Here is a 15,516-nt window from a genome sequence, read left to right on the forward strand (position 1 = left end):
GTGCGGCGGGAGCCGCAAGGGCCGCGGGCATGCCGACCGCGCCCAGGGCGGAGCCCGGGGGGGTCGGCGTGGCGCGGCGGGCGGTCATGGTGGGGTCAGCTCCGGCCGTGGCGGAGGGCAGGGTGGGCGCCTGCGGCGACCAGGTCGGCGACGGCGGCCTTCGGGTCGCGGCCGGTCACGAGCGACTCGCCGACCAGGACCGCGTCGGCGCCGGCGTTGGCGTACGCGATGAGGTCGTGCGGGCCGCGGACGCCGGACTCGGCGACCTTGACGATGCTCGACGGGATCTCGGGGGCGACCCGCTCGAAGGTGGAGCGGTCGACCTTGAGGGTCTTGAGGTTCCGCGCGTTCACGCCGATCACCCGCGCTCCGGCGTCGACCGCGCGCTCGACCTCGTCCTCGTCGTGGACCTCGACCAGCGGCGTCAGGCCGATGGACTCGGCGCGCTCGATGAGGGAGACCAGGGCCTCCTGCTCCAGCGCGGCGACGATCAGGAGCGCGAGGTCGGCACCGTACGCCCGGGCCTCCCACAGCTGGTACGCCGAGACGATGAAGTCCTTGCGCAGGACCGGGATGTCGACCCGGGCCCGGACGGCCTCCAGGTCGGCGAGCGAGCCGCCGAAGCGGCGCTCCTCGGTGAGCACGGAGATGACGGCGGCGCCACCCGCCTCGTAGTCGGCGGCGAGCCCCGCCGGGTCGGCGATCGCGGCGAGCGCGCCCTTGGACGGGCTGGAGCGCTTGACCTCGCAGATCACCTTGACGCCGTCCCCGCGCAGTGCGGCGACGCCGTCCTTGGCCTGCGGCGCCTTGGCGGCGCGCTCCTTGAGCTCGTCGAGGGAGACCCGCGCCTGCCGCTCTGCGAGGTCGGCGCGCACGCCTTCGATGATCTCGTCGAGCACACTCACGCGAGAGGCCCCCTTCCGGGACGGTGATGGTGACGGTGGTGAAGATGAAACAGGTTCAGCCATGTCGATGGTATCCGCAGGACGGCGCGGGGCCCGCATCCGGTGGACGTGCGTCCCACCTGCTGGGACTTCATGGCACGAGGGCGGAGCCGAAGGGCAGGTTCCGCACAAGGGTGAAGACGGCCAGCGCGGCCCCCAGGCCCCACCACCAGACCGGGGCGACCGCGATCCTCATTGGGGTGCCTCGGACGGCGCGAATCAGCCAGACGGCCATGAGGACGGCGAAGACTCCGTAGCCGACGACGGCCAGGGCGTTGGCGCCGAGCGCGGTGCCGAGATCGCCGTGGACGAAGGCGTGGGCGCTGCGCAGTCCGCCGCAGCCGGGGCAGTAGATGCCGGTGAAGCGCAGGAGCGGGCAGACCGGGTAGTGGCCGGGTTCGTTGGGGTCGACGGTGCCGACGTAGGCGAAGGCGGCGGCGACGCCGGCAAGGGTTCCGAGCGGCGCGGCCAGCCGCCGCGCGAGCGCCCGCGGCTGGGGCACCGGCCCGCCGCCCCAGCCGGGAGCACCCCCCAGGGCCTCGGGCGACCAGACCGCCCCGGCGACACCGGCGGGCACCGCAGGCGCGGCAGGCGCCCCGGGCACCCCGGGCGGGGCAGGCACCTCGGGCGCGGCGGACAAGGCAGGAACCGCAGGCGCGGCAGGCACCGCAGGCGGGGCTGACACGGCCCGTTGGGCGGGCGCGGCAGGTTCGGCGGAACCAGCAGGCACCCCGGGCACCCCGGGCGCGGCAGTCACCTCGGGCGCGGCGGACGAGGCGGGCACCGCAGGTGCGGCAGGCGGCCCGGGCGGGGCTGGCACGGCCCATTCGGCGGGCGCGGCAGGTTCGGCGGAAGCAGCAGGCACCCCGGCCGGCGCAGGCACTCCAGACGCCGCAGGCCCACCCAGCCTCCCGGGTGCGGCAGGCACGGCTGGTTCGGCTCGTTCGGCAGGCATGGCTGGTTCCGCTCGTTCCGCTCGTTCGGCTGAATCGTCGGTCACGGCGGCAGCCGTCGGCTTCGCGTCCACGCGGTGATTCTCGCCCCTGACGCGAGAAGGCGCAGCCCGGCATCGCCGGGCCGCGCCTTCTCGCGTGTCGTGGGTCAGGCCCGCGCCTTCGCGCTCGCCTTCTCACGCGCGGCGGCCACGACCTCCGACTCCTTCGGCATGCCCAGGCCCGCGACCTTCATCGCGAGGCCGACGACACCGCCGAGGGCGATGACGGCCATTCCGGCCCAGAAGCCGGCCACGTTGGCCGCCACCATGAAGACTCCGGCGACGCAGAAGCCGATGAAGGAGATGATGACACCGGTCCAGGCGGCCGGGGTGTGTCCGTGGGCGCTGCCCGCCATGAGTTGCTCCTCGTTGCTGTTGCTCGGTGGTGGCTCGAAGGTGAGGTCTCGCATGCGAGGCGCTCGAGCCACATTGTCCCGCACACGGGCGCGCGAGGATGAATCGGGGTGGCGCGACGATCACGCGTCGTGCTCGCCGCTCCGGCTCGGTCCGCTCCCGCTCAGTCCTCGTGCGTCGGGTCCTCGCCGCGGTCCAGGGCCTTCCACAGGTCCTCGGGCCGGTCGGCGGCGGCCGCCGAGGACGCCTTGCGCGCCGGGCGGGGCGCTCCGGACCGCTCGTAACGCCCGCCCATCGCCGGCCAGCTCCTGCCGAAGCGAAGGGCGAGGAGGCCCGCGGCGAGGATGAGCAGCGCCCCGGCGGCGGTGACGTACGGCCAGGCGGTGTGGGTCAGGTCCGCGACGGAGGCGCCGGTGTCGCCGGTGATGCGGGCGGCCTCCGCGTCCAGGGCGCCGGCGTCGGACGCGCCGAGGAACGCGGCGAGCGCCGCGCCCGCGCCGCTGAGCGCGAGGAGGCCGGAGACGAGGGTGCGACCGGCGCGGCGGACGGCGAAGACGGCGACGAGCGCGGCGAGGCCGACTATGGCGAGCGCCGTCGGTACGCCGGTGACGGTGCCGCCGTCGGCCTCGACGGGCACGGTGCCACCGCCGACCGACGCGGTGCCCTCGGCCCAGACCTGGCCCGTGGACAACAGCACGACGGTGGCACCGAGGGCGCCGAGCAGGAGGGCCGCGGCCAGGCTGCGGCGGCCGCCGGGGGCGGTGGCCGCGCCGCCCGCGCGCGCGGCTCGGGGCTGGGGTACGGGAACAGCACTCACGTACCCCACTATCCCTTATGCCCTCATGCGCCGTTCATCCGGTTGGCGGTGTGCACGGCGCGGAGGACGGCGGCCGCCTTGTTGCGGCATTCGTTGTCCTCGGCGACGGGGTCGGAGTCGGCGACGACACCCGCTCCGGCCTGCACGTACGCGGTGCCGTCGCGGAGCAGGGCGGTACGGATCGCGATGGCGGTGTCGGAGTCGCCGGCGAAGTCGAGGTAGCCGACGCACCCGCCGTACAGTCCGCGCCGGGACGGCTCCAGCTCCTCGATGATCTGCATGGCGCGCGGCTTCGGGGCGCCGGAGAGGGTGCCGGCGGGGAAGCAGGCGGTGAGGACGTCGAAGGCGGTCTTTCCCTCGGCGACCCGTCCGGTCACGGTCGAGACGATGTGCATGACGTGGGAGTACCGCTCGATCGACATGAAGTCGACGACCTCGACGGAGCCCGGTTCGCAGACCCGTCCGAGGTCGTTGCGGCCGAGGTCGACGAGCATGAGGTGCTCGGCGCGCTCCTTGGGGTCGGCGAGCAGCTCCTCGGCGAGGTCGTGGTCCTCCTGGGGGGTGGCGCCGCGGTGCCGGGTCCCTGCGATGGGGTGGACCATCGCGTGCCCGTCCTCGACCTTGACCAGGGCCTCGGGGCTCGAACCGACGACGTCGAAGCCGTTCTCGAAGCGGAAGAGGTACATGTACGGGGACGGGTTGGTGGCCCGCAGGACGCGGTACACGTCGAGCGCGGAGGCCCGGCACGGCGTCTCGAAGCGCTGCGAGGGCACCACCTGGAAGGCCTCGCCGGCCCGGATCCGCTCCTTGATGTCCTCGACGGCGTCCTGGTAGGCGGCGCCGCCCCACAGGGCGGAGAACTCCGGCAGTTCCGAGACCGGGAGGGCGGCCGGGGCGGTGGCGACCGGGCGGGCCAGGTCGGTCTCCATCGCGTCGAGGCGGGCGACGGCGTCCGCGTACGCCTCGTCGACACCGGTCTCCAGGTCGTTGTGGTTGATCGCGTTGGCGATCAGCAGGACGGTGCCGTCCCAGTGGTCGAGGACGGCGAGGTCGCTGGTGAGGAGCATGGTGAGCTCGGGCATCCGCAGGTCGTCGCGGCCGTGCTCGCCGATCTTCTCCAGCCGGCGGACGATGTCGTAGCCGAGGTAGCCGACCATGCCGCCGGTGAACGGGGGCATCCCTGAGGCGAGGTCCCTGGGGGTGTGCAGGGCCTCGACGGTGGCGCGCAGGGCCTGGAGGGGGTCGCCGTCGACGGGGACGCCCACGGGCGGGGTGCCCAGCCAGTGGGCCTGACCGTCCCGGACGGTGAGGGTGGCGTCGCTGCGGACGCCGATGAAGGAGTAGCGGGACCACGAACGGCCGTTCTCCGCGGACTCGAGGAGGAAGGTGCCGGGGCGTTCGGCGGCGAGCTTGCGGTAGAGCCCGACCGGCGTGTCGCCGTCCGCGAGGAGGCGGCGGCTGACAGGGATCACGCGGCGGTCGGCCGCCAGCTTGCGGAAGGTCTCGAGGTCCATGGCGGCTGACCTTACTGGGAGAGCGGGAGCACGTCGGCGTCGAAGCAGGTGCGCGCGCCGGTGTGGCAGGCGGCGCCGACCTGGTCGACCTTGACGAGCACGGTGTCGGCGTCGCAGTCGAGGGCGACGGACTTGACGTGCTGGACGTGGCCGGAGGTGTCGCCCTTGACCCAGTACTCCTGCCGGCTGCGCGACCAGTAGGTGCAGCGGCCTGTGGTGAGGGTGCGGTGCAGGGCTTCGTCGTCCATCCAGCCGAGCATGAGCACCTCGCCGGTGTCGTACTGCTGGGCGATGGCCGGGACGAGACCGTCCGGGCTGCGCTTGAGTCGGGCGGCGATGTCCGGGTCGAGATTGCTGCTCATGCGGCCATTGTGCCGTGGACGGGGCGGGTGTCCGGCGGAGCGTCCACTGGGCGGACCGGTCGCCCCGGTCGTACGCTGGCGGACATGTCGACCCATGCCAAGCGTGAACGCCTTCTGCTCGCCGACCTGTTGGAGGCCGCCGGACCCGACGCGCCGACACTCTGCGAGGGCTGGCGGACCCGGGACCTCGCCGCCCATGTGGTGGTGCGTGAGCGCCGGCCCGACGCGGCGGCGGGGACGCTGGTGCCCGCGCTGAAGGCCCGGCTCGACCGGGTGCAGGCCGAATTCACGGAGAAGCCGTACGAGGAGCTGATCCAGCTGATCCGTACGGGGCCGCCCCGGATGTCGCCGTTCACGATCAAGCAGGTGGACGAGGGGGCGAACATCGTCGAGTTCTACGTCCATGCCGAGGACGTCCGCCGGGCCCAGCCCGACTGGTCGCCGCGCGAGCTGGACCCGGTCTTCTCGGACGCCCTCTGGACCCGTCTGGAGAAGGGCGCCCGTCTGCTGGGCCGCAAGGCCCCGGTGGGCCTGGTCCTGCGCCGCCCGAACGGCCAGACGGCGGTGGCGCACCGCGGAACCCCGGTCGTGACCGTCTCCGGGGAGCCGGGTGAGCTGACGATGTTCGTCTTCGGCCGCCAGGACGCGGCGAAGGTGGAGCTGGACGGGGAGCAGGACGCGATCGACCGGCTCCATCAGGCGAAGCAGCTGGGAATCTAGGCCGGCGCCGACGTAGGCGCCGGGGGCGACGGTGCCGGCGCCGACGTAGGTGCCGGGGGCGACGGTGCCGGCGCCGACGGGGCCGGGGGCGCCGTGCGGGGCAGTTCCGCGCGGCGCAGGGCCCGTACGGAGAGTCCGTACACGCCGCCGAGCGCGCAGACGGCGGCACTGGCGACGTAGACCGGGCCGAGTCCCCACAGGCCCGCCGCGGTGCCGGTGAGGGGGAAGCTCAGCGGGGCGACGCCCAGGCTGAAGAAGCTGGACACGGCCGTCACGCGGCCGAGGTAGGCGGGGTCGCACTCGGTCTGGGTGAGCGCGCCGCACAGGGCACCGCTGAGGCCGGCGAGCAGCCCGACGGAGAGCGCGACGGCCACGGCGACCGGCAGCAGGGGTACGTACGCGAGGGCGCCGATCGAGACGGCGCCGAGGGCGATGGTCCAGCCGAGGACGGCCCCGGCGCGGGGTATCCGGCCCCTGACGGTCAGCAGCAGCGAGGCTGCTCCGGCGCCGGTCCCGAATCCCGCGAGGATCCAGCCGATGCCGGCGGCGCCCCAGCCGCGTGCGTCGGAGAGGAGCGCGAGGCCGACATTGAGGGGGCCGACGAAGCCGAGGTCGCTGAGGGCGACGACGATCATCAGGGGCCCGAGGACGCGGTGGCGGCGGATGTAGCGCAGGCCGTCGAGGAAGTCGCGCAGGGCGGTGCCCTCGCGGGCGGGCGTGTCGCGGGCCAGCGGGGTGATCCGGAGTGCGAGGAGCAGGGGCAGGGAGAGGGCGAAAAGGAGCCCGGCCACCCCGAACGCGGCGGCCGCCCCGCCGAGCGCGACGGCGAGGCCGCCGAGCGGGGCGCCGAGGACGAGGCCGGCCCGCTGGGCGAGGCCGCGCATGCCCTGGACACGGGCGAGCTGGTCGCGTGGGGCGATCCGCGGCGGCAGGGCGCCGACGGCGGGCAGGAAGAGGGCGTCGACGGTGCCGAAGACGAGGGCGACGGCGGCGAGGACCCACAGTGCGGGCGTGGTCAGGGTCAGGAGGGCGGCCACGCCGAGGACGACGAGGCAGCGGACGGTGTCGGAGACGACGACGACCCGGCGGGGTCCGAAGCGGTCGGCGACCACTCCCCCGCCGAGCATGAGCAGGGCGCGCGGCACGGCGCTGACGGCCATGACGAGTCCGGCCTCGGCGGGGGTGCCGTCGCGGACGGCGGCCCAGGAGAGGGCCAGGTGGTAGACGCTGGAGCCGAGGGTGGAGGCGGTGTAGGCGCCGAGCCAGCGCAGGACGTGGGGATCGCGGTGGGCGGGGCGGGCCGCCGGGGCGGGCAGGGTGGCCGTCATGAGCGGTAGGGGAAGCCGTGGAGGTGGAGGGCGACGTTCTCGCGGCCCTCGGTGTCGCCGGCCTCTTCGGCGGCGCGGGCCCGCCGGTCGTACTTCTCGATGACCGCTTCGAGCTCCTTGCCGAGGGCGGTGAGTTCGGCGGCGGTGAGGCGGGGCAGCCACTCGGAGCTGAGGGAGGCGGAGCGCCACTCGTCGGACCAGGTCAGGCGCTCGTCGAGGAAGCGGCTGTGCAGTTCGGCGCGCTGCGCGTTGATCGTACGGCCGAGGGCGGCGCTCGCGGCGACCATCTCGGGGGCGTCGCGGATGTCCTCGTCCCGGACGCTGAACCCGTAGGAGCTGGGTCGCCACCAGCGCTCGCGGCCGTCCGCGGACCGGGTCTCGGCCTCTTCGATGAGGCCGTGGTCGGCGAGCTTGCGCAGGTGGTAGCTGACGAGCGAGACGGCCTCGTCGACCTGGTCGGCGAGCTGGGAGGCGGTGGCGGTGCGGGCCACGAAGAGGGCGCGGTAGAGCCGCATGCGCAGGGGGTGCGCGAGGGCCTTCAGGGTGCCGGCGTCGGTGATCCGGCGCGGGGTGGACGAGGTCATGTCACCGACCGTAGATGTGAAGGAAAAATTGCGCAACGGAGATTGCGCAAATAATCCTGCGTATCTCGGCAAAGGAGAAGGGCCCCGGTGGGGACCCTTCACGCGACGGTTCAGCGGACCGGGTGGCCCGCCTCCCGCAGCGCGTCCTTGACCTGCGAGATCCGCAGGTCGCCGAAGTGGAAGACGGAGGCCGCGAGCACCGCGTCCGCGCCCGCCTCGATGGCCGGCGGGAAGTCGGAGAGCTTGCCCGCACCGCCGCTCGCGATCACCGGGACGGTCACGTGCTTGCGCACGGCCGCGATCATCTCGGTGTCGTAGCCGTCCTTCGTGCCGTCCGCGTCCATCGAGTTGAGCAGGATCTCTCCCGCGCCCAGCTCGGCGGCGCGGTGCGCCCACTCGACGGCGTCGATGCCGGTGCCCTTGCGGCCGCCGTGGGTGGTGACCTCGAAGGACCCGGACGCGGTGCGGCGCGCGTCGACCGAGAGCACCAGCACCTGGCGGCCGAAGCGCTCCGCGATCTCGCGGATCAGCTCGGGCCGGGCGATGGCGGCGGTGTTCACGCCGACCTTGTCGGCGCCCGCGCGCAGGAGTTTGTCGACGTCCTCCGCCGCCCGGACGCCGCCGCCGACCGTGAGCGGGATGAAGACCTGTTCGGCGGTGCGGCGCACCACGTCGTAGGTGGTCTCCCGGTTGCCGGAGGAGGCGGTGATGTCGAGGAAGGTCAGCTCGTCGGCGCCCTCGGCGTCGTACAGCTTCGCCATCTCGACCGGATCGCCGGCGTCACGCAGGTTCTGGAAGTTGACGCCCTTGACGACCCGGCCGTTGTCCACGTCCAGGCACGGGATCACACGTACGGCGAGACTCATGCGTCCTCACCCCGATAGGCCTCGACCTCGACCTCGACGACCAGGCTGGGGTCCACGAAACCGGAGACGATGATCATGGACGCGGCCGGGCGGACCGTGTCGAACAGTTCCTTGTGGGCGCGGCCGACCTCGTCCACGTCCCGGGCGTGCGTGATGTACATCCGGGTCCGTACGACGTCTTCCGCGCCCAGGCCGAGCTGCTTCAGAGCGGCGAAGGCGACGTTGAAGGCGTTGACCGCCTGCTCGTAGGGGCCTCCGCCGGCGATCTGGCCGTCGACGATGGACGTACAACCGGAGACCAGGACCAGACCGTTCGGGAGCTCCACCGCGCGGGAGTAGCCGAACTGCTCCTCCCAGGGAGCTCCGGTCACCACCTTGCGTACGGAGTCGGTCATACGGAAGCCACCGCCTCCAGGGCCTCTTCCAGGGTGAACGCCTTGGCGTACAGCGCCTTTCCGACGATGGCGCCCTCGACGCCCTCGGCCACCAGGCCCGACAGTGCGCGCAGATCGTCCAGGGACGACACGCCGCCGGAGGCGACGACGGGCTTGTCGGTGGCGGCGCACACGTTGCGCAGCAGCTCCAGGTTGGGGCCCTGGAGCGTGCCGTCCTTGGCGATGTCGGTGACGACGTACCGGGCGCAGCCCTCGGAGTCGAGGCGGGCCAGCGTCTCGTACAGGTCGCCGCCGTCGCGGGTCCAGCCGCGGCCGCGCAGCGTGGTGCCGCGGACGTCGAGGCCGACGGCGATCTTGTCGCCGTGCTCGGCGATGACCTTGGCGACCCACTCGGGGGTCTCCAGGGCGGCGGTGCCCAGGTTGACCCGGGTGCAGCCGGTGGCGAGCGCGGCGGCCAGCGAGGCGTCGTCGCGGATGCCGCCGGAGAGCTCGACCTTGATGTCCATCGCCTTGGCGACCTCGGCGATCAGCTCACGGTTGTCGCCGGTGCCGAAGGCGGCGTCCAGGTCGACCAGGTGCAGCCACTCGGCGCCGGAGCGCTGCCAGGCGAGGGCCGCCTCCAGCGGGGAGCCGTAGGAGGTCTCCGTACCGGACTCGCCGTGCACGAGGCGGACGGCCTGGCCGTCGCGGACGTCGACGGCGGGGAGGAGTTCAAGCTTCTGAGCCATGATCAGAGGGTCTCGATCCAGTTGGTGAGGAGCTGGGCGCCGGCGTCGCCGGACTTCTCGGGGTGGAACTGGGTCGCCCACAGGGCGCCGTTCTCGACGGCGGCGACGAACGGCTCGCCGTGGGTGGCCCAGGTGACCTTGGGGGCGCGGATGTTCGGGTTGCCGATCTCCAGGCTCCACTCGCGCACCGCGTAGGAGTGCACGAAGTAGAACCGGGCGTCGGCGTCGAGGCCCGCGAACAGCTCGCTGTCCTCGGGCGCGTCGACGGTGTTCCAGCCCATGTGGGGCACGACCGGGGCCTTCAGCGGCTCGACCGTACCGGGCCATTCGTCCAGGCCCTCGGTCTCCACGCCGTGCTCGATGCCCCGGGCGAAGAGGATCTGCATGCCGACGCAGATGCCCATGACGGGGCGGCCGCCGGAGAGGCGACGGTCGACGATCCACTCGCCGCGCGCCTCCTTGAGGCCCTGCATGCAGGCGGAGAAGGCTCCGACGCCGGGGACGAGGAGCCCGTCGGCGTTCATGGCCCTGTCGTAGTCGCGGGTGATCTCGACGTCGGCGCCGACATGGGCGAGGGCCCGCTCGGCGGAGCGGACGTTGCCGAATCCGTAGTCGAAGACGACGACCTTCTTCTGCGGCTTGGTAGCGCTCATTCCCAGATTCCCTGAATCCGCAGGACGCCGGCGACCAGGCACATCACGGAGGCGATGGACACCAGCACGATGAGGCCCTTGGGCATCTCCTGCTTGACGAAGGAGTACACACCGCCGGCGAGGAAGAGCCCGACGACGATGAGGATGGTGGACAGCCCGGTCATGGGTTAGAGGGCGCCCTTCGTGGACGGAAGGATGCCGGCCGCGCGCGGGTCGCGCTCGGACGCGTAGCGCAGGGCCCGGGCCAGCGCCTTGAACTGGCACTCCACGATGTGGTGGGCGTTGCGCCCGTACGGGACGTGGATGTGCAGCGCGATCTGGGCCTGGGCGACGAAGGACTCGAAGATGTGCCGGGTCATCGTCGTGTCGTAGGAGCCGATCATCGGCGCCATGTTCTCGGGCTCGGTGTGCACCAGGTAGGGGCGGCCGGACAGGTCGACGGTCACCTCGGCGAGCGACTCGTCCAGCGGGACGGTGCAGTTGCCGAAGCGGTAGATGCCGACCTTGTCGCCGAGCGCCTGCTTGAAGGCGGCGCCCAGCGCGAGGGCGGTGTCCTCGATGGTGTGGTGCGAGTCGATGTGCAGGTCGCCGTCGGTCTTGACGGTGAGGTCGAACAGACCGTGGCGGCCGAGCTGGTCGAGCATGTGGTCGTAGAAGCCGACCCCGGTGGCGACGTCGACCTTGCCGGTGCCGTCGAGGTCGATCTCGACGACGACGGAGGTCTCCTTGGTGGTGCGTTCGACCCGTCCTACGCGGCTCATGAACTCTGCTCCTTCTTCAAAGCGCGTACCGCATCGAGGAACGCGTCGTTCTCTTCGGGGGTGCCGGCGGTGACCCGCAGCCAGCCCGGTACGCCGTTGTCCCGGACCAGGACGCCCCGGTCGAGGATCTTCTGCCAGGCCGCATGGGAGCCCTCGGCTCCGTCGAAGTGGCCGAACTGGACGAAGTTGGCGTCGGACTCGGTGACCTCGTAGCCGATCGCCCGCAGCTCGCTGACCAGGCGGTCCCGCTCGGCCTTGAGCTGCTCGACGTATCCGAGGAGCGTATCGGTGTGCTCCAGGGCGGCGAGCGCGGTGGCCTGGGTGACGGCGGAGAGGTGGTACGGCAGGCGTACGAGCTGTACGGCGTCGACCACGGCGGGGTGGGCGGCGAGGTAGCCGAGGCGGAGCCCGGCCGCGCCGAAGGCCTTGGACATGGTGCGGGAGACGACCAGGTTCGGCCGGCCCTCGATCAGCGGCAGCAGCGAGTCGCGGTGGCTGAACTCGACGTACGCCTCGTCGATCACCACCAGCGACGGCTTGGCGGCCTGGGCGGCCTCGTGGAGCGCGAGGACGGTCTCGGCCTCGACCGCCGTCCCGGTGGGGTTGTTGGGCGAGGTGATGAAGACGACGTCGGGGCGGTGTTCGGCGATGGCCCGCTCGGCCGCCTCGACGTCGATGGTGAAGTCGTCGTTGCGCGGTCCGGAGATCCAGCCGGTGCCGGTGCCGCGCGCGATGAGCGCGTGCATCGAGTACGAGGGTTCGAAGCCCATGGCCGTACGGCCGGGGCCGCCGAAGGTCTGCAGCAGCTGCTGGAGGACCTCGTTGGACCCGTTGGCGGCCCAGACGTTCCGGAGGGCGACCGGGTGCTTTCCGGTACGGGTGAGGTAGCGGGCGAGCTCGGTGCGCAGCTCGATCGCGTCCCGGTCGGGGTAGCGGTTGAGACCGCGGGCGGCCTCGGCGACCCGCTCCGCGATGCGCCGGACCAGGGGCTCGGGCAGCGGGTAGGGGTTCTCGTTGGTGTTCAGCTGGACGGGGACGTCGAGCTGGGGCGCGCCGTACGGGGACTTGCCGCGCAGCTCGTCGCGGATGGGGAGGTCGTCGATGCCGACCGTGTCGTACGAGGTCACTTGCCGGGCACCTTCCAGCCGAACCGGGCCTTGAGCGCGGCGCCGTGCGCGGGCAGGTCCTCCGCCTCGGCGAGGGTCACCACGTGGTGGGTGACGTCGGCGAGGGCGTCGCGGGTGTAGTCCACGATGTGGACTCCGCGCAGGAAGGACTGCACGGACAGGCCCGAGGAGTGGCAGGCGCAGCCGCCGGTGGGCAGGACGTGATTGGAGCCGGCGCAGTAGTCGCCGAGGGAGACCGGGGCCCAGGGGCCGACGAAGATCGCGCCGGCGTTGCGGACCCGGTCCGCGCGGGCGGCGGCGTCGGCGGTCTGGATCTCCAGGTGCTCGGCGCCGTACGCGTCGACGACCTTGAGGCCGTCCTCCAGGTCGCGGACGAGGACGATCGCGGACTGCTTGCCGGCCAGCGCCGGGACGATCCGGTCCTCGATGTGCTTGGTGGCGGCGACCTGGGTCTTCAGCTCCGCCTCGGTGGCCGCGGCCAGCTCCTCGGAGTCGGTGACGAGCACGGCGGCGGCCATCGGGTCGTGCTCGGCCTGGCTGATGAGGTCGGCGGCGACGTGGACGGGGTCGGCCGTGGAGTCCGCGAGGATCGCGATCTCGGTGGGGCCGGCCTCGGTGTCGATGCCGATGCGGCCGGTGAAGTACCGCTTGGCGGCGGCGACCCAGATGTTGCCCGGGCCGGTGACCATGTCGGCGGGGGCGCAGGACTCGGTGCCGTACGCGAACATCGCGACGGCCTGGGCGCCTCCGACGGCGTACACCTCGTCGACGCCGAGCAGCGCGCAGGCGGCCAGGATCGTCGGGTGCGGCAGTCCGCCGAACTCCGCCTGCGGCGGGGACGCGAGCGCGATGGACTCGACGCCCGCCTCCTGCGCGGGGACGGCGTTCATGATCACGGAGGAGGGGTAGACGGAGCGGCCGCCGGGTGCGTAGAGCCCGACGCGCTGGACCGGGATCCACTTCTCGGTGACCGTGCCGCCGGGCACGACCTGGGTGGTGTGCGAGGAACGGCGCTGGGCGCGGTGGACGATCCTGGCCCGCCGGATGGATTCGTCGAGGGCTGCCCGTACCGCGGGGTCGAGCTGCTCCAGGGCCTCGGCGAGCGCCTCGGCCGGCACGCGGACGTGCTCCAGCGTCACACCGTCGAACTTCTCCGCGTACTCGACCAGCGCCGCGTCGCCCCGATGATGGACGTCCTCGCAGATGGGCCGCACCTTCTCCAGGGCGGCTTCCACGTCGAACTCGGCACGGGGCAGCAGGTCGCGCAGTGCGCCACCCTCGGGGAGGGCGTCGCCGCGCAGGTCGATACGAGAGATCACGGGTCAATTCTCTCAGACGCCCCACAAGCGCCGGACCTCCGTATCACTGGCTGATACGCGCCACAGTGGCGTCTTGTCGCCACAGCTGACCGTTAGCGTTCAGTCCGTCACTCAGCGGGAAGAACGGCTGTACGAATCCAGGGAAGCGGATTCGTGGGAAGCGAGGGGGCGGCAGTGACCGAGCCGCACGAGGACGGTATGCCGGAGGGCCTCACGGGTCCCGAGCGGATCATGTGGCGGGCGTTCCGGATCGGCAGGACCTGCGATCTGAGCGAGGGGGACGCGGCACAGGACGATCCGTTCGGGCAGCATCCGTGGGGCGACGAGCGCAGTGTGCGCGCCGATGTGCTGGGGCTGCTGCTGCTCGACGGGCCGCCGCCGCGGGCCGGCCGGGTCGCGGCGCTCAAGCTGCGCGGGGTGCGGATCACGGGGGTGCTCAATCTCGCGGGCGGGGCGATAGGGCCGTACGTGGAGATGAACCGCTGCCGTTTCGACCAGGAGATCGTGCTGCCGGAGGCGCACTTCGGGACGCTTCGGATGGTGGAGTGCGCGATCCCCCGCCTGGAGGCGGCGCGGCTGCACACCCAGGGCGATCTGCATCTGCCGCGCTGCCGGGTGGAGCGCGGCATCCGGCTCACGGACGCCCAGATCGGCACGGACCTGCTGATCAACCAGATCCGCGTCTGGCCGGACCGGCAGGGCCGGGCCATCACCGCCGACGGCCTGGTGGTGGCGCAGGATCTCCAGGCCGAGCTGATCGAGACCCACGGGGAGCTGAGCCTGCGCGGGGCGAAGATCGGGGTGTCGCTGAGTCTGCGCGGCAGCGTGCTGCGCGGCGCCCAACAGCGCCGGGCGCTGAACGCACCGCAGCTGACGGTGGAGCGCTCGCTCTATCTGAACGCGGCGTGGGTCTACGAGGGAACGGGGAACGCCACGGCCACTCCTCCGTACGGCATCGGGTACACCCCGATGAGCGGGGCGCGGCGCAAGCCGGTCGAGTGCCACGGCGGGGTGCGGCTCGACGACGGGCGGTTCGGCGACGCGGTGGACCTGCACTACGCGCGGTTCCTGCTGAACGGGGCGCTCCGCGAGGAGGTGTCGCTGCGGCGGATCGTCACACCGGAGCTGCGGTTCAACGGGGAGCGCCCGGAGGAGGGGCGGGTGGTGCTCAACGGCGCCAAGATCGTGACGCTGATCGACCTGTCGACCAGCTGGCCGGGTCCCGGCGGGCTGGCGATGGGCGGCTTCGTCTACGAGAACCTGGTGCCGTACGGCCACTTCCCGCTCGCCCGCCGCCTGGAGTGGGTCGCGGCGGCCACGCCGGAGTACGCCCCGGAGCCGTACGAACGGCTGGCGACGGTGCTGCGCAACAGCGGGGAGGACGCCGACGCGCGGGAGGTGCTGCTCGCCAAGCAGCGCCGGCGCCGGGAGACGCTGCCGATCGCGGGCAAGCTGTGGGGCTATCTCCAGGACTGGACGGTGGCGTACGGCTACCGGCCGGGCCGGGCGGCGCTGTGGATGGCGGTGCTGTGGGCGGCCGGTGCGGTGGCGTTCTCGCGCTACGACCCGATACCTCTGAAGCCGGAGGAGTCCCCGAAGTGGAACGCCACGCTGTACGCGCTCGATCTGCTGCTCCCGGTGATCAACCTGGGCCAGGACGGCTACTGGCGTCTGGAGGGCTTCTGGCAGTGGGCCGCGACCGTGCTCATTCTCCTGGGATGGGTGCTGGCGACCACCGTGGCGGCGGGGGCGTCGAGGCTGCTGCGGCGAGGGTGACGGGCGGGGCGCAGGGGCGCATTCTGCCGCCTCCCACCGCTTTCTTTACCCTGTCTTGACCTTGTGCAGGACAACTATCCCGCCGCTACCAAAGCTTCACAGCCCTCCACTGGCGCCGCCCTCACCTGCGGTTTTGAATGGTCCGCACCATGTCATTGCTCCGCGCCCTGATCGGCACCGCCCGCACGGCCCGGCACGCTCCGCGGCTCGCCGCCGCCATGCCGCCGGACGACGACGTGTTGCTCGACGCGCCGGACGGACGGCTGGCCCCGGC

General features: G+C 72.6%; 18 protein-coding genes. 2 read left to right on the forward strand and 16 right to left on the reverse strand.

What is annotated here, in order from left to right:
- Positions 1-95: 95 nt before the first annotated feature.
- From trpC to hisI, 6 genes are all read right to left on the reverse strand, one after another.
- Positions 96-905: an indole-3-glycerol phosphate synthase TrpC gene (gene trpC, locus J7E93_RS36465; RefSeq protein WP_215074334.1), complete on the reverse strand. Its 810-nt coding sequence runs from the start codon at positions 903-905 to the stop codon at positions 96-98.
- A gap of 130 nt (positions 906-1,035) precedes the next feature.
- Positions 1,036-1,479, reverse strand: a complete 444-nt coding sequence (locus J7E93_RS36470) for a DUF2752 domain-containing protein (protein ID WP_251067591.1) — start codon at positions 1,477-1,479, stop codon at positions 1,036-1,038.
- Positions 1,480-2,045: 566 nt separating this feature from the next.
- On the reverse strand, positions 2,046-2,294 hold the full coding sequence (locus J7E93_RS36475; RefSeq protein ID WP_215074351.1) for an HGxxPAAW family protein: 249 nt from the start codon (positions 2,292-2,294) through the stop codon (positions 2,046-2,048).
- 161 nt (positions 2,295-2,455) lie between these two features.
- Positions 2,456-3,118 (reverse strand): TIGR02234 family membrane protein, encoded by a 663-nt coding sequence (locus J7E93_RS36480; protein WP_215074335.1) that lies wholly within the window; start codon positions 3,116-3,118, stop codon positions 2,456-2,458.
- A gap of 14 nt (positions 3,119-3,132) precedes the next feature.
- Positions 3,133-4,623: an anthranilate synthase component I gene (locus tag J7E93_RS36485; RefSeq protein WP_215074336.1), complete on the reverse strand. Its 1,491-nt coding sequence runs from the start codon at positions 4,621-4,623 to the stop codon at positions 3,133-3,135.
- 11 nt (positions 4,624-4,634) lie between these two features.
- Complete coding sequence (gene hisI, locus J7E93_RS36490) at positions 4,635-4,985, reverse strand: phosphoribosyl-AMP cyclohydrolase (protein WP_215074337.1); 351 nt, start codon at positions 4,983-4,985, stop codon at positions 4,635-4,637.
- Between the two features lie 84 nt (positions 4,986-5,069).
- Between hisI and J7E93_RS36495 the strand changes: the two genes are divergently transcribed.
- The gene (locus J7E93_RS36495) at positions 5,070-5,705 is read left to right on the forward strand and encodes a TIGR03085 family metal-binding protein (RefSeq protein WP_215074338.1); all 636 of its coding nucleotides are present in this window, start codon (positions 5,070-5,072) and stop codon (positions 5,703-5,705) included.
- Here the strand turns inward: J7E93_RS36495 and J7E93_RS36500 are convergent.
- From J7E93_RS36500 to hisD, 10 genes are all read right to left on the reverse strand, one after another.
- Entirely contained in the window at positions 5,702-7,033 is a 1,332-nt protein-coding gene (locus J7E93_RS36500) for an MFS transporter (RefSeq protein ID WP_215074339.1), read from the reverse strand. The two genes, J7E93_RS36495 and J7E93_RS36500, sit on opposite strands and share 4 nt — an antisense overlap.
- Positions 7,030-7,617: a transcriptional regulator gene (locus J7E93_RS36505; RefSeq protein ID WP_215074340.1), complete on the reverse strand. Its 588-nt coding sequence runs from the start codon at positions 7,615-7,617 to the stop codon at positions 7,030-7,032. Before J7E93_RS36505 ends, J7E93_RS36500 begins: the two co-directional genes overlap by 4 nt.
- Before the next feature lie 110 nt (positions 7,618-7,727).
- Complete coding sequence (gene hisF / locus J7E93_RS36510; protein WP_215074341.1) at positions 7,728-8,483, reverse strand: imidazole glycerol phosphate synthase subunit HisF; 756 nt, start codon at positions 8,481-8,483, stop codon at positions 7,728-7,730.
- Entirely contained in the window at positions 8,480-8,878 is a 399-nt protein-coding gene (locus J7E93_RS36515) for a RidA family protein (protein ID WP_215074342.1), read from the reverse strand. The genes hisF and J7E93_RS36515 overlap by 4 nt, the downstream gene beginning before the upstream one ends.
- On the reverse strand, positions 8,875-9,606 hold the full coding sequence (gene priA / locus J7E93_RS36520) for a bifunctional 1-(5-phosphoribosyl)-5-((5-phosphoribosylamino)methylideneamino)imidazole-4-carboxamide isomerase/phosphoribosylanthranilate isomerase PriA (RefSeq protein WP_215074343.1): 732 nt from the start codon (positions 9,604-9,606) through the stop codon (positions 8,875-8,877). Before priA ends, J7E93_RS36515 begins: the two co-directional genes overlap by 4 nt.
- Before the next feature lie 2 nt (positions 9,607-9,608).
- A complete protein-coding gene (gene hisH, locus J7E93_RS36525; RefSeq protein WP_215074344.1) occupies positions 9,609-10,259 on the reverse strand; it encodes an imidazole glycerol phosphate synthase subunit HisH in 651 nt (216 codons plus the stop codon).
- A complete protein-coding gene (locus J7E93_RS36530) occupies positions 10,256-10,423 on the reverse strand; it encodes a hypothetical protein (protein ID WP_215074345.1) in 168 nt (55 codons plus the stop codon). The genes hisH and J7E93_RS36530 overlap by 4 nt, the downstream gene beginning before the upstream one ends.
- Positions 10,424-10,426: 3 nt before the next feature.
- The gene (hisB, locus tag J7E93_RS36535) at positions 10,427-11,020 is read right to left on the reverse strand and encodes an imidazoleglycerol-phosphate dehydratase HisB (protein ID WP_215074346.1); all 594 of its coding nucleotides are present in this window, start codon (positions 11,018-11,020) and stop codon (positions 10,427-10,429) included.
- Complete coding sequence (locus tag J7E93_RS36540; RefSeq protein WP_215074347.1) at positions 11,017-12,147, reverse strand: histidinol-phosphate transaminase; 1,131 nt, start codon at positions 12,145-12,147, stop codon at positions 11,017-11,019. Before J7E93_RS36540 ends, hisB begins: the two co-directional genes overlap by 4 nt.
- Positions 12,144-13,466, reverse strand: coding sequence for a histidinol dehydrogenase (gene hisD / locus J7E93_RS36545; protein WP_215074348.1), 1,323 nt, complete (start codon positions 13,464-13,466; stop codon positions 12,144-12,146). The genes J7E93_RS36540 and hisD overlap by 4 nt, the downstream gene beginning before the upstream one ends.
- Positions 13,467-13,640: 174 nt before the next feature.
- Here hisD and J7E93_RS36550 point away from each other — a divergent pair, with 174 nt between their 5' ends.
- Positions 13,641-15,242: an oxidoreductase gene (locus J7E93_RS36550; RefSeq protein WP_215074349.1), complete on the forward strand. Its 1,602-nt coding sequence runs from the start codon at positions 13,641-13,643 to the stop codon at positions 15,240-15,242.
- The last annotated feature ends 274 nt before the right edge of the window (positions 15,243-15,516 follow it).

It is taken from the genome of Streptomyces sp. ISL-36, from assembly GCF_018614205.1.
Classification (GTDB): Bacteria; Actinomycetota; Actinomycetes; order Streptomycetales; family Streptomycetaceae; genus Streptomyces.

Coding starts and splice junctions, on each gene's coding strand:
- J7E93_RS36475 (WP_215074351.1), bottom strand. CDS start 2,294: ATGGCGGGCAGCGCCCACGGACACACCCCGGCCGCCTGGACCGGTGTC.
- J7E93_RS36485 (WP_215074336.1), bottom strand. CDS start 4,623: ATGGACCTCGAGACCTTCCGCAAGCTGGCGGCCGACCGCCGCGTGATC.
- hisI (WP_215074337.1), bottom strand. CDS start 4,985: ATGAGCAGCAATCTCGACCCGGACATCGCCGCCCGACTCAAGCGCAGC.
- J7E93_RS36495 (WP_215074338.1), top strand. CDS start 5,070: ATGTCGACCCATGCCAAGCGTGAACGCCTTCTGCTCGCCGACCTGTTG.
- J7E93_RS36500 (WP_215074339.1), bottom strand. CDS start 7,033: ATGACGGCCACCCTGCCCGCCCCGGCGGCCCGCCCCGCCCACCGCGAT.
- J7E93_RS36505 (WP_215074340.1), bottom strand. CDS start 7,617: ATGACCTCGTCCACCCCGCGCCGGATCACCGACGCCGGCACCCTGAAG.
- hisF (WP_215074341.1), bottom strand. CDS start 8,483: ATGAGTCTCGCCGTACGTGTGATCCCGTGCCTGGACGTGGACAACGGC.
- J7E93_RS36515 (WP_215074342.1), bottom strand. CDS start 8,878: ATGACCGACTCCGTACGCAAGGTGGTGACCGGAGCTCCCTGGGAGGAG.
- priA (WP_215074343.1), bottom strand. CDS start 9,606: ATGGCTCAGAAGCTTGAACTCCTCCCCGCCGTCGACGTCCGCGACGGC.
- hisH (WP_215074344.1), bottom strand. CDS start 10,259: ATGAGCGCTACCAAGCCGCAGAAGAAGGTCGTCGTCTTCGACTACGGA.
- J7E93_RS36530 (WP_215074345.1), bottom strand. CDS start 10,423: ATGACCGGGCTGTCCACCATCCTCATCGTCGTCGGGCTCTTCCTCGCC.
- hisB (WP_215074346.1), bottom strand. CDS start 11,020: ATGAGCCGCGTAGGACGGGTCGAACGCACCACCAAGGAGACCTCCGTC.